Here is a 13,306-nt window from a genome sequence, read left to right as displayed (position 1 = left end):
AAAAACCTGCTCAATGAGCAGGTTTTTTTTATTACGTTTTTTTCCAGAAATAAGGAGTAAATAATATTAATACTGTAAAAAGCTCTAACCTACCTACCAACATTAAAAAACCACACCACCACTTTCCTAAAGCTGGCAGCCCATTAAAATTACTTAAAGGGTTTAGGTCTCCCAATCCAGGGCCTACGTTACCTAATGATGTTGCCGCACCTCCTACTGCCGAAACAAAATCTAAGCCCATTGCCCCTAAAACTAAAGCCCCAATAATAAACAACAACATATAAAGAACAAAAAAGGCAATTATATTATACACAAAATGCTCTTTAATTGTCTTATCATTATACCGCACTGGTATTATCGCATTTATATGTAACGTTCTCTTAAATTCTAACAAGCCATTTTTTATAATTAGTAAATGACGCATTACTTTTATACCACCAGCAGTAGAACCCGCAGAGCCACCTAAAAACATTAAGCCAAAAAAGAAAATTGTTAAAAATGGAGTCCAATTCGTAAAATCCGCAGAAACAAAACCCGTAGTTGTTATGACAGCTATTACTTGAAATAAGGAATGTCTAAAAGAACTTTCTGCAGCACCAAGAACTTTAGGATGATATTCTGACACGGGAACATTTGCTTGATAGTAAATAACAAATGCCGCTAAAACAGAAAAAACAGCTATAAATATAGAATAGAATTTAAATTCCTCATCTTTAAGAACTCGCTGTATTTTTCCTTTAAAAGCAAAATAACTTAAAACAAAATTACTCCCTGCCAAAAACATAAATAAAATTATTATGTATTGTATTAAGGGAGAATCATTCCAATACGCTAGACTCGCATTTTTTGTAGAAAACCCTCCTGTAGACAATGTTGATAAGGAGTGATTAACCGCATCAAAAAAAGACATGCCTGCCAATTTTAGCAATATAGTTTCTGCAACGGTATAGCCAACATAAATATACCATAAACGTTTAGCAGTATCTGTTATTCTAGGGTGTAATTTATCTGCATTAGGCCCAGGAGCTTCTGCAGAAAATAATTGCATACCTCCAATTCCTAATAAAGGTAGTATTGCTATTGCAAGTACTATAATCCCCATACCACCAATCCAATGGGTTATACTGCGCCAAATTAAAATTCCTTCTGGCATTGCTTCAATATCATCTAATATAGAAGCTCCTGTTGTAGTATAACCAGATATTGTTTCAAAAAAAGCATTCGTAACATCAGGGATAGCCCCTGAAAACAAATAAGGTAACATACCTGAGATAGACATTACGACCCATCCAAAAGTAACTATAATATACCCTTCTTTTCTTTTTACTTCTTTCTTATGACCCCTTGTGTAAAACATTAAAAAAGTACCTATAAACATACTTGTAATAGATGCCAAAGTAATACCCAAGGTAGCTCCGTCCTTGTATACTCCGCTTACTACTGCTGCAACAAGCATAAATAAACCATTGAATAACAATAGCAAACCCATTAAATGGAATATAATTTTTGAGTTTAGTTTCATGTTATAAAAACAACCTTTCTATTCTTCCTATTACTTTTGGCAAACAGCATACCACCACCCTATCTCCTGCTTTAATTTCAAAACCTCCCAAAGCAATAATACCCTTGCCATCTCTAACAACACCACCTATGGTAGCCGATTTAGGAAAATCTAATTCCCTTATTATTGTTCCCGTAACTTTAGAATCTGGTTTTACAACAAATTCCAAAATTTCTGCATTTAAATTATTTAAACGCATAGTAGCAATTACTTCTCCTTTTCTAATATGACGAAAAATATTATTAGCCGCTAATAGTTTTTTATTAATAAGTGTATCTATACCAATAGAATGTGACAATTGAAAGTAATCCATATTTTCTACAAGCGCTATGGTCTTTTTTATCTTTTTAGATTTTGCTACTAAACAAGACATTATATTGGTTTCGGAATTACCAGTAACTGCTATAAAAGCATCCATAGATTCTAGACTTTCTTCTTGCAAAACTTCTACATTTCTGCCATCCCCATTAATTATAAGTGCATTTGGCAAATCGTCCGCTAAATCAAAGGCCTTTTCTTTATTTTTTTCTACTAGTTTTACATTAAATCTACTTGCACATAAATCTCTTGCAGTCTTAAATCCTACTTTACTACCACCAAGAATCATTACATTCTTTATTTCTTCTTTTTTCTTTCCCGTTAACTTATACAACTCATCTACACCTTCACTAGTAGTAATAAAATAAACCTGATCACCTTCTTTAAATACCGTATCTCCTCTTGGTATTACAGTAAATTGTGTTCCTAACCTTTTTAAGGCTATTGGCATAAAATGCAACTCTGGAAATATTTTTGCTGCCTCTTTAACCATTTTACCAACAAATGGGGCTGTCTTTAATAGCGAAACCCCTATCATTATTAGTTTTCCATCTTCAAACTCATAAGTATCGTTAAAAGCAGATTTATTAAGAAGTAATTGTATTTCCTCGGCAGCTAAAGCTTCTGGAGAAATAAGTTCATCAATCCCTAATTCAGAAAACTTTAAAATATCTTTATTTTTAATAAACTCTGTATTAGAGATTCTTGCAATAGTTCTTTTACAACCCAATTGCTTTGCTAATACACACAAAGTTATGTTTGTTGTTTCTGAAGAGGTTACCCCAATTACTAAATCGGAGTCTTGTACCTGTGCATCCTGTAAAAGAGAAATAGATGTGGCATCGCCTTTAATAACACGAATATCTAAATGACTATCTGCATACGCTAAGCTATCCTTTCGGGTATCTATTAACGTTATGTCTTGGGATTCGTAGGAGAATAATTTCGCCAAATGAAACCCCACTTCACCAGCTCCCGCTATTATTATTTTCATTTAGTACTTATGTAGTTTAGCATAATAAGAACATTTGTCTTTTCTAAACAATTAGATAGCAATACCTTAAATGGTATTTTTATTTCAAGAAGATTCATTTTACTACAATTTTGCAAAAATGCATTGCAAAATTACATAATTTTATTGGTTGCCATACACTTTAACTCTTTAAAGAACATAAGATTACTTGCTTTTATTGTACAAATAAAGCAGTACTTGCTTATTCCTAAATTGTATATTTGCCAAAAATTGAAAAAAATGACCAAAAAGGTTACACCATATAAAGACTCTGACCTAGGAAAAAAAGAACAGGTTACACAAATGTTTAATAACATCTCTAAAAACTATGATGGCTTAAACCGTGTAATTTCTTTTGGTATTGATATAAAATGGAGAAATAAAGTTGTTGCTATTTTAACCAAAAGCAAACCAAATTCTATTTTAGATATTGCTACTGGAACTGGTGATTTAGCAATAAATATGGTAAAGACCGGAGCATCTAAAATAGTTGGGTTAGACATTTCTCCTGGAATGTTAGAAGTTGGAAAGGACAAAATTAAAGACAAAAAACTAGCTAGCACCATTGAAATGGTGGTTGGCGATAGTGAAAACTTACCTTTTAAAGACAATTCTTTTGATGCTGTTACTGTTGCTTTTGGTGTTCGTAATTTTGAAACCCTAGAAAAAGGATTAGCAGAAATTTATAGAGTATTAAAACCTAACGGCTCTTTTGTAGTTTTAGAGACTTCTGTTCCTACAAAAACGCCATACAAACAAGGCTATAGTTTTTATACAAAAAGAATATTACCACTTATAGGAAGAATCTTTTCTAAAGACCGTTCTGCCTACGCGTATTTAAGCGAATCTGCCTCTGTTTTTCCACATGGTGAAAACTTCAACAATATTTTACGTAAAATTGGGTTTATAGATGTAGTTAATAAACCTCAAACTTTTGGTGTTGCAACAATATATGTTGCTACCAAATAGCCAATAAAGGGCAGTAAAATTATGGCAGTAAAAGTATTTTATAATATTTATAAAAATAAACTCTCTTTAAATTACACAAGAAATGCGTTGTTCTTTTCTTTATTTATAGGGTTGTTTTTTATTTCTAGTAATTTATCGGCTCAATTTAACGAAAGACCTGTTCTTAACTTAGAAACAGAAGATGAACCATTATTAAACTGGGGATATTATTTAGGGTTTAACCAATATGATTTTAAATTTAGCTACATAAATAATGCTCCAGATATTCTAGTAGAAAAAAGCATTGGCTTTAATGTTGGGTTAATTGGAGAGCTACGCCTTAACAACCATTTAGACCTTAGATTTGAACCTGGACTATCCTACACCTCTAGAAATCTTGGATTTACAGGTTTTACCGAAGAAAGAGATGCAATTAGAGAAGTAAAATCTACTTATATTAATTTTCCATTGTTACTAAAAGCTAGCACTAAAAGACTTGGAAATTGGAAACCTTACTTAGTTGGCGGTGTTTCTACTTCCATGAATTTAGGAAGCAACGAAACCAGTTTAGATGATAACTCTGCCGGCACCTTTAGAATGAAAAAATCGGTATATAACTATGAAATTGGTTTTGGTATTGATTTTTACTTAGAATACTTTAAATTCTCCCCATCTATACGTGGTGTTTTTGCATTAACAGATGAACTAGTTAAAGATGTAGACCCTAATAGCCCTTGGACTGGAAATATTGACATGATGCAAACTAGAGGGCTTTTTATAAACTTTACTTTTGAATAGCTTCTTTTAAAAATTTCCTCGCCTTATCTCATTTAACAAAATAGAGGTTGCTGTAGCTACATTTAAACTTTCAGTAGTAGATTTACCAAACTGTGGAATTGCAATTTTATTAGTACAAATATTTTCTATATTTTTAGAAATGCCGTTGGCTTCATTACCCATTACCAAAACTCCTTTCTTAGGTAAAGCTTGGTTATAAACTACCTCTCCATTCATAAAAGTTCCATAAATTGGCATATTACATTCTCTTAAAAAGGAAGAAACATCCTTATAGGTAATATTTACTCTTGTAATAGAACCCATTGTAGCTTGCAAAACTTTGGGATTATAGCAATCTACAGTAGTAGCAGAACAAAGTAAGTTTTTTATCCCAAACCAATCACACAATCTAATAATTGTACCCAAATTTCCTGGGTCACGAATATCGTCTAAAACAACTACCCAATCTTCCATATCAATTTTTAAAGGTTCTGGTATATAAAAAACCCCTAAAACAGAACTAGGATTTTTTAAAGAACTAATTTGACTTAACTCTTTATCGCTTATTAAATCACAAACTTCTCCAATATTATTTTTATAATTTTCATCGGTACTAAACACTTTATAAACTACCATTTTAGAAGCCAATAACTCGTTCACCGTTTTTTTACCTTCTACAACAAACATTTTCTGGGCAATTCGGCATTTTTTTTGCTGTAGACTTCTTATAAGTTTTATTTGGCTTTTAACAACCATACAAATAATGTATTTTTGATTTCTATGAGGATTTTGTGGCGCTTTAATAAAAACATTGCTAAAATAAGCTTATTATTTTTTGCTATAGCAATTACTTCCTGCAATGCACTAAAAAGAGTTGGAGACAATGATTTGCTGCTTACAAAAAACAATGTTTATACAAATAATCAAAAAATAAATGATGAAGATGTAGAAAGTCTTATTGTTCAAAAAAAGAACAGTACTATACTAGGTTACCCTCTACGTCTAAACCTATACAATCTGGCAAAAAAAAATCCAGACTCCTCTTTCCAAAGTTGGTTATATAAAAAAGAAAAAAGAGAACAAAGACTAGTTAACCTATTATCTAAAAAACAAGTTAACAGACTTGGAGAATCTTTTCTAGTAAAAGGGATGAGTGTTTGGTTAAAAAATATTGGAGAAGCACCCTCCATAATTGACACTTCTAAAACAACAAAAACATTAGAAAGACTAAGTGCTTACTATGACACCAAAGGCTACTTTAACAACAACACTACTTTTAAAATAGATTCTAGCAAAAGAAAAAAAAGAGCTGCTATTAATTATAAAGTAGCTTTAGGAAAACCTTTTAAATTAGACTCTGTTTCCAAAAAAATAACCTCTACAGTAATAGATTCTATTTACTTAGCACATAAATCAAATTCTTTTGTAAAATCTGGCCAACAGTTTGATTTAAATAACTTTAATAACGAAAGAGAAAGACTAACTTATATTTTTAGAAATAATGGTATTTACAATTTTCAAGAAAGCTCAATTAGTTATGATATAGCCACCGATACTACCAAAACAGCTAATGACCAATTAATGAATGTAAAATTAGTTATTGCTGGTCTTAAAGTAAGAGGAGATAGTGCTATAACAACATCTAATTATAAAATAGCAAAATTTAATAAAGTTAATATTTATACCGATTATTTATATGATAGCGAAGAAAACAACCTACAATCTATAGAGTATAACAATTATACTATCTATTATAAAGACAAATTAAGATATAAACCCAAAACCCTTGTTAATGCTATTTTCTTTAAAAAAGATAGTATTTATAGAGACCTAGACAAAATAAGAACTTACAGGCAAATTACTAGTTTAAATGTTTTTAAATACCCAAGTATAAATTTTGACCAAGAAAATAATACTCTAGATGCTAATATATACTTAGCTAGCAGGTCCAAGTACGCTTTAGAAACAAATTTAGAAATAACAAGGTCAAATATAAGAAGATTAGGAGTTGGTTTTGGAAGCTCCTTATTAATGCGTAATATCTTTAAAGGTGCAGAAACACTTAGCTTATCTGCTAAAGGAACCTTTGGATTATTAAGTAACTCTACCCTTTTAGATAATTTTTTCTCCGAAATAGGCGGTGATATTAATCTTAATTTCCCAAGAATTTGGCTTCCTTTTATTAATACTGATAAAATAATTCCAAATTACTTTTTACCACAAACAAGAGCAACAATAGGAACAAGTTTTCAAAAGAATATAGGTTTAGACAAACAAACATTTAACACCATCCTCGGTTATAATTGGACTCCGTCAGATTTTAAGCAAAATACCGTAGAACTATTAAACATACAATATGTAAACAACAAGAATACAAATCGCTTTTTTGAGGTTTACCAAAGCTCCTATGACAATCTTGATAAAATAGCTGATAATTATGAAACACTTCCCGAATTAAGTGATTTTTTTAGAACTGAAGAAGGAAACACCAACGCTGCACTAACAATACCTGAAGGCACAAATGGCTTCATGAATGCTGTTCTAAACAATGAAATTGCAACCACTACCGAAGATAAAGACGATGTTAGCAGTATTAAAGAAAGACAAGAAAGATTAACTGAAAATAATTTAATATTTGCGAGTAATTATACCTTCTCTAAAAACAATAAAAAAGGAATTACAGATAATAATTATTATCAATTTAGATTTAAACTAGAAAGTGCAGGTAATTTTTTATCTGGACTATCCTATCTTACCCCGTTTAAAGAAAATGAGGACAAACAACTTCTTGTTTTTAATGTACCCTACTCTCAATACATTAAAACCGAATTAGATTATATTAAATATTGGGATTTAAACCAATCTAACGTATTAGCTTTTAGAAGCTTTACAGGAATTGCAATACCCTACGGAAACTCAGACAACATTCCTTTTGTTCGAAGTTATTTTGCTGGTGGTTCTAATGATAACAGAGCTTGGTTCCCTTACTCCCTAGGGCCAGGAAAAACAGATGCAATTAATGATTTTAACGAGGCTAATTTTAAAATTGCTTTAAATCTTGAATACAGGTTTCCTGTTTTAGGAAATTTTAATGGAGCAATTTTTGCCGACGCTGGAAACATTTGGAACGTTTTTGATAATGTAGAAGACCCCAATGCCACTTTTAATGGCATAGAATCTTTAAAAGATATTGCCTTAGGAACTGGTTTTGGAGTACGGTATGATGCTACTTATTTTATTTTTAGAGTAGACCTAGGGTTTAAAACCTATAATCCAGCTGAAATTACTTCAAAAAGGTGGTTCAGAGACTATAATTTTGGTAATTCAGTACTTCAAATTGGTATTAATTACCCATTTTAAACTCTTATTTGTTTTAATATTAACAATCGCAAACGTTGTAGACTATCTATATACACTAAACTCCTTGTTTACAAACAAAAAGACAATTACCTATGAATAATTTTTAATACTTTTGTTACTCAATTTTTTTTAAACTTTTAACAAATAAAAAATGGCTCACAACATAAAACCAGGAGTTGCTACTGGAGATCAAGTTCAAGAAATTTTTAATTACGCAAAAGAAAAAGGATTTGCTCTACCAGCTGTAAACGTTATTGGATCAGACACTATTAATGGTGTGTTAGAAACTGCAGCAAGTTTAAATGCTCCAGTAATTATTCAATTCTCTAATGGAGGAGCTCAATTTAATGCAGGTAAAGGTCTTTCTAATGAAGGTCAAAATGCTGCTATACAAGGAGCTGTTGCAGGAGCAAAACACGTTCACCAATTGGCTGAAGCTTATGGAGCAACAGTTATTTTACATACAGATCACTGTGCTAAAAAATTATTACCATGGATAGATGGTCTTTTAGACGCTAGTGAAAAGCATTATGCAGAAACTGGAAAATCTCTTTTTAGTTCTCACATGATAGATCTTTCTGAAGAGCCTTTAGAAGAAAACATAGAAATATGTAAAGGATACCTTGAGCGCATGAGCAAAATGGATATGACTTTAGAAATAGAATTAGGAATTACAGGTGGTGAAGAAGATGGTGTAGACAATTCTGATGTAGATGATTCTAAATTATATACGCAACCAGAAGAAGTTGCTTATGCATATGAAGAACTTTCTAAAGTAAGCCCAAGATTTACAATTGCAGCTGCTTTTGGTAATGTTCACGGTGTTTATAAGCCTGGAAATGTAAAGTTAACTCCAAAAATTCTTTTAAACTCTCAAGAATATATTTCTAAAAAATACAATGTAGAGCATAATCACATAGATTTTGTATTCCATGGTGGATCTGGGTCAACTGTAGAAGAAATTCGTGAAGGTATTAGCTACGGCGTAATAAAAATGAATATAGATACCGATTTACAATACGCTTTCTTAGCAGGTGTAAGAGACTATATTCAAGACAAAAAAGACTACTTACAAGCACAAATTGGAAACCCAAAAGGGGCAGATGAACCTAACAAAAAATTCTATGACCCAAGAGTTTGGCTACGTGAAGGAGAAAAATCTTTTATAGAAAGATTGAAAAAAGCCTTTGAAGATTTAAACAATGTTAATACATTGTAGCCCCAAAGTAAATCTAACAATACCTAATTTGAATATATGACGGCTTGGTTTAAAAGAACAGAAAAAGGAATACAAACCTCTACAGAAGAAAAGAAAGACACTCCTAAAGGATTGTGGTATAAGTCCCCAACAGGTAAAATTGTAGAGTCTGATGAATTAGCTAAAAACTTTTACGTAAGTCCAGAAGATGACTATCACGTAAGAATTGGCAGCAAAGAGTACTTTGAAATTCTTTTTGACGAAAACAAGTTTGAAGAGCTTGATGCTAAATTAACTTCAAAAGACCCTCTTAAATTTGAAGATACTAAAAAGTATTCTGATCGTTTAAAAGATGCCCAAAAGAAAACTGGATTAAAAGATGCTGTGCGTACAGCTGTAGGTCTTTCTTCTGGCAAAAAACTTGTAATCTGTTGTATGGATTTTGGTTTTATTGGTGGCTCTATGGGTAGCGTTGTAGGAGAAAAAATAGCAAGAGGTATAGATTATTCTATAAAAAATAAGATACCATTTTTAATGATATCAAAATCTGGAGGTGCCCGTATGATGGAAGCTGCTCTCTCTTTAATGCAATTAGCAAAAACATCTGCTAAACTTGCACAATTGGCAGAAGCAGGCATACCGTATATTTCTTTATGTACAGATCCAACTACTGGTGGTACTACAGCTTCTTATGCAATGCTTGGAGATATTAATATTTCTGAACCTGGTGCATTAATTGGTTTTGCAGGCCCTAGAATTGTAAAAGATTTTACAGGAAAAGACCTTCCAGAAGGTTTTCAAACCTCAGAATTTTTACTAGAACATGGCTTTTTAGATTTTATTTCGCATAGAAGAGATTTAAAAAAGAACATAAATCTATATATAGATTTAATTCAAAATAATAAAGTAAGACTTAATTAGATAAATTAAGCATTACAAGTAAACTACCTCAGGGCAAGCCCACGAGGCATTTATTTGGAAACTAATTTTGATCCCGAGGCAAGCCTCGGAGTATTTAAATTATAGAGTATAGAGTAAAAGTGCTACACTAGTTTATACTAGTGTAGCACTTTTTTTATACTTAGTATAAATTTAATTTAAAAAAAGTTATATTTGCGCCCAGATTGAAAATCAATCTTGTACATAAAAATCATTTAAAATAATATTGGAATGTATTTAACAAAAGAAGTTAAAGCCGAAATTTTTACAAAACACGGCGGAAAAGCAGAGAACACAGGTTCTACTGAAGGTCAAATAGCGTTGTTCACACACCGTATAAACCACCTAACAGGACACCTTAAAAAAAATCATAAAGATTTTAACACAGAACGTTCTCTTGTAAAATTAGTAGGTAAAAGAAGAAGTCTTTTAGATTACTTAAAGAAAAAAGATATTGTAAAATATCGTGAACTAATTGTAGAATTAGGTATTAGAAAATAATTTTAAAAGGGGAAGCAATGCTTCCCCTTTTTAATATACTCTACTGTTCAAGAGGTAAAACCTAAACTATTTTAGGAAGAGCAAACACAAAAAGCTACGTATAGTTTTTCATTGGTCCACACAACAACACAACACACAATTTGTCTAACAAGACAAAAGACCATTGTTTAACACTCATGTAAAAATAGACATGGGTAAAATCGAATTTATGATTCCAAAAGTATTTAAAGAGGTCATAGACCTTGGGGACGGTAGAGAAATTTCTATCGAAACCGGAAAATTGGCAAAACAGGCACACGGTTCTGTTGTTGTTCAATCTGGAAAATGTATGTTATTATGTACAGTTGTTTCCAACTACAAACAAGCAGATGTTGACTTTTTACCATTAACGGTAGATTACAGAGAAAAATTTGCTGCTGCTGGTCGTTACCCAGGTGGTTTCTTCAAAAGAGAAGCAAGACCTAGTGACGGTGAAGTATTAACAATGCGTTTAGTGGATCGTGTTTTACGCCCATTATTTCCAAAAGATTACCATTCTGAAACTCAGGTAATGATTCAGTTAATGTCACATGACCCTGATGTTATGCCAGATGCTATGGCAGGTTTAGCTGCTTCTGCTGCTATCCAATTATCAGATTTCCCGTTTGAATGTGCTATCTCTGAAGCTAGAGTTGGTCGTGTAAATGGAGAATTCATTATTAACCCAACTAGAGCACAATTAGAAGAGTCTGACATTGATATGATGATTGGAGCATCTGCAGATTCTGTTATGATGGTTGAGGGTGAAATGGATGAAATTTCTGAGGAAGAAATGACAGAAGCTATCAAATTTGCACACGAAGCTATTAAAGTACAATGTGCAGCGCAAGAAGCTTTAGCAAAAGCATTTGGTAAAAAAGAAGTACGTGAGTACGAGCCAGAACGTGAAGATGCAGATTTAGCAAAGAAAATTCATGACATGGCTTACGATAAAGTATATGCTGTTGCTCAAGCAGGTTCTGCTAAACATGAGCGTAGCGCAGCTTTTGGTGAAATTAAAGAAGAAATTAAAGCATCATTCTCTGAAGAAGAGCAAGCAGATTTTGGCGGATTAATTTCTAAATATTACAGCAAAGCTGAAAAAGCTGCTGTACGTGATTTAACATTAAACGAAGGTTTACGTTTAGATGGTCGTAAGACTGACGAGATTAGACCAATCTGGTGTGAGGTAGATTATTTACCATCTACTCATGGTTCATCCATATTTACACGTGGAGAAACACAAGCTTTAGCTACAGTTACTTTAGGTACTAGTAGAGAGGCTAACCAAATAGACATGCCATCATACGAAGGTGAAGAAACCTTCTATTTACACTACAACTTCCCTCCTTTTTCTACTGGAGAAGCTAGACCAATTAGAGGTACCTCTCGTAGAGAAGTAGGACATGGTAACTTAGCGCAAAGAGCATTAAAAGGAATGGTTCCTGCTGATTGCCCTTATACAGTACGTGTGGTTTCTGAAATATTAGAATCTAACGGTTCTTCATCTATGGCTACAGTATGTGCAGGTACAATGGCAATGATGGATGCTGGTGTACAATTAAAGAAACCTGTTTCTGGTATTGCAATGGGACTTATCTCTGACTCGGATTCTGGGAAATATGCTGTATTATCTGATATTTTAGGTGATGAAGATCACTTAGGAGATATGGATTTTAAAGTAACGGGTACAGAAGATGGTATTACAGCTTGCCAAATGGATATTAAAGTAAAAGGTCTTTCTTACGAAATTCTTGTAAATGCCTTAAAACAAGCCCGTGATGGACGTTTACACATCTTAGGAAAAATTACCGATACTATTTCTTCTCCAAATTCAGGTGTTAAGGAGCATGCTCCTACAATGATTACAAGACGTATTCCTAATGAGTTTATTGGAGCTTTAATTGGTCCTGGTGGAAAAGTAATTCAAGAATTACAAAAAGAAACAGGATGTACAATTGTTATAAATGAAGACCCTGTTACTGAAGAAGGTATTGTTGAAATATTAGGAACTGGTTCTGAAGGTATTGCTGCTGTGGAAGCTAAAATAGATTCTTTACTATTTAAACCAGAAAAAGGTAGTGTTTACGAAGTTAAAGTAATTAAAATGTTAGATTTTGGTGCTGTTGTAGAATATACAGATGCTCCAGGAAACGAAGTTTTATTGCACGTATCTGAACTGGCCTGGGAACGCACAGAAAATGTAACCGATGTTGTAAACATGGGAGATGTTTTTGATGTTAAGTACTTTGGTGTAGACCCAAGAACTCGTAAAGAAAAAGTTTCTCGTAAAGCTCTTTTACCAAAACCAGAAGGGTATGTAGAAAGACCTCCAAGAGATAACAACAGAGGTAGAGACAATCGTGGACGCGATAATCGTGGACGTGACAATCGTAGAGACGACAGAAAACCAAGAGAAGGTAAAAAAGAAGATTAATTCTTAATTCCCTTAAATTATAAAAGCCCAGTTAGTTTACTAACTGGGCTTTCTTTTTTTTAAAAATTAAACAAAAAAAACACCTCTAGTTCTTCGCTCTAAAAACACAAAAAAAACCCTTATTATTTAATATTAAATTCTCTCTTTTTTAACAACTTTTTAGATTATAAAACTCAAATGTTAGAATATTCATAAAGTATTCATAAAACGAAAAATTAAAAAATCTAAAAGACCAAA

At 32.4% G+C, this 13,306-nt stretch carries 10 protein-coding genes; 7 read left to right on the top strand and 3 right to left on the bottom strand.

From position 1 onward, the window contains the following. Positions 1-31: 31 nt before the first annotated feature. Together CLV91_RS14850 and trkA are read right to left on the bottom strand one after the other, a co-directional pair. Positions 32-1,522, bottom strand: a complete 1,491-nt coding sequence (locus CLV91_RS14850; protein WP_121069014.1) for a TrkH family potassium uptake protein — start codon at positions 1,520-1,522, stop codon at positions 32-34. 1 nt (position 1,523) lies between these two features. Continuing rightward, the gene (gene trkA / locus CLV91_RS14845) at positions 1,524-2,873 is read right to left on the bottom strand and encodes a Trk system potassium transporter TrkA (protein ID WP_121069013.1); all 1,350 of its coding nucleotides are present in this window, start codon (positions 2,871-2,873) and stop codon (positions 1,524-1,526) included. A gap of 258 nt (positions 2,874-3,131) precedes the next feature. On the opposite strand from trkA, the gene ubiE reads away from it, so the two are divergent. Continuing rightward, positions 3,132-3,860 carry a bifunctional demethylmenaquinone methyltransferase/2-methoxy-6-polyprenyl-1,4-benzoquinol methylase UbiE gene (ubiE, locus tag CLV91_RS14840; RefSeq protein WP_121069045.1) on the top strand — a complete coding sequence of 243 codons (729 nt, stop codon included), beginning with the start codon at positions 3,132-3,134 and terminating at the stop codon, positions 3,858-3,860. Between the two features lie 21 nt (positions 3,861-3,881). Next, positions 3,882-4,637 (top strand): type IX secretion/gliding motility protein PorT/SprT, encoded by a 756-nt coding sequence (gene porT, locus CLV91_RS14835; protein ID WP_121069012.1) that lies wholly within the window; start codon positions 3,882-3,884, stop codon positions 4,635-4,637. Between the two features lie 6 nt (positions 4,638-4,643). On the opposite strand, the gene CLV91_RS14830 is transcribed toward porT, so the two are convergent. Continuing rightward, a complete protein-coding gene (locus CLV91_RS14830; protein ID WP_317124782.1) occupies positions 4,644-5,303 on the bottom strand; it encodes an RNA methyltransferase in 660 nt (219 codons plus the stop codon). 93 nt (positions 5,304-5,396) lie between these two features. On the opposite strand from CLV91_RS14830, the gene tamL reads away from it, so the two are divergent. The 5 genes from tamL to CLV91_RS14805 all read left to right on the top strand — a co-directional run bounded on the left by tamL (position 5,397) and on the right by CLV91_RS14805 (position 13,069). Then, a complete protein-coding gene (tamL, locus tag CLV91_RS14825) occupies positions 5,397-7,976 on the top strand; it encodes a translocation and assembly module lipoprotein TamL (RefSeq protein WP_121069010.1) in 2,580 nt (859 codons plus the stop codon). A 151-nt stretch (positions 7,977-8,127) separates the two neighbouring features. Beyond that, complete coding sequence (gene fbaA, locus CLV91_RS14820) at positions 8,128-9,195, top strand: class II fructose-bisphosphate aldolase (RefSeq protein WP_121069009.1); 1,068 nt, start codon at positions 8,128-8,130, stop codon at positions 9,193-9,195. A gap of 36 nt (positions 9,196-9,231) precedes the next feature. Next, a complete protein-coding gene (gene accD, locus CLV91_RS14815; protein WP_121069008.1) occupies positions 9,232-10,095 on the top strand; it encodes an acetyl-CoA carboxylase, carboxyltransferase subunit beta in 864 nt (287 codons plus the stop codon). Between the two features lie 249 nt (positions 10,096-10,344). After that, positions 10,345-10,614, top strand: coding sequence for a 30S ribosomal protein S15 (gene rpsO, locus CLV91_RS14810; protein ID WP_121069007.1), 270 nt, complete (start codon positions 10,345-10,347; stop codon positions 10,612-10,614). A gap of 208 nt (positions 10,615-10,822) precedes the next feature. Further along, positions 10,823-13,069, top strand: coding sequence for a polyribonucleotide nucleotidyltransferase (locus tag CLV91_RS14805; protein ID WP_121069044.1), 2,247 nt, complete (start codon positions 10,823-10,825; stop codon positions 13,067-13,069). The last annotated feature ends 237 nt before the right edge of the window (positions 13,070-13,306 follow it).

It is taken from the genome of Maribacter vaceletii, from assembly GCF_003634105.1.
Classification (GTDB): Bacteria; Bacteroidota; Bacteroidia; order Flavobacteriales; family Flavobacteriaceae; genus Maribacter_B; species Maribacter_B vaceletii.
This window is presented reverse-complemented; position numbering and strand designations above follow the sequence as displayed.

Bases quoted from the DNA above. Each gene is read 5' to 3' on its own strand.
- porT (WP_121069012.1), top strand. From the start codon at position 3,882: ATGGCAGTAAAAGTATTTTATAATATTTATAAAAATAAACTCTCTTTA.
- rpsO (WP_121069007.1), top strand. From the start codon at position 10,345: ATGTATTTAACAAAAGAAGTTAAAGCCGAAATTTTTACAAAACACGGC.
- ubiE (WP_121069045.1), top strand. From the start codon at position 3,132: ATGACCAAAAAGGTTACACCATATAAAGACTCTGACCTAGGAAAAAAA.
- accD (WP_121069008.1), top strand. From the start codon at position 9,232: ATGACGGCTTGGTTTAAAAGAACAGAAAAAGGAATACAAACCTCTACA.
- CLV91_RS14850 (WP_121069014.1), bottom strand. From the start codon at position 1,522: ATGAAACTAAACTCAAAAATTATATTCCATTTAATGGGTTTGCTATTG.
- fbaA (WP_121069009.1), top strand. From the start codon at position 8,128: ATGGCTCACAACATAAAACCAGGAGTTGCTACTGGAGATCAAGTTCAA.
- CLV91_RS14805 (WP_121069044.1), top strand. From the start codon at position 10,823: ATGATTCCAAAAGTATTTAAAGAGGTCATAGACCTTGGGGACGGTAGA.
- tamL (WP_121069010.1), top strand. From the start codon at position 5,397: ATGAGGATTTTGTGGCGCTTTAATAAAAACATTGCTAAAATAAGCTTA.
- CLV91_RS14830 (WP_317124782.1), bottom strand. From the start codon at position 5,303: ATGTTTGTTGTAGAAGGTAAAAAAACGGTGAACGAGTTATTGGCTTCT.
- trkA (WP_121069013.1), bottom strand. From the start codon at position 2,873: ATGAAAATAATAATAGCGGGAGCTGGTGAAGTGGGGTTTCATTTGGCG.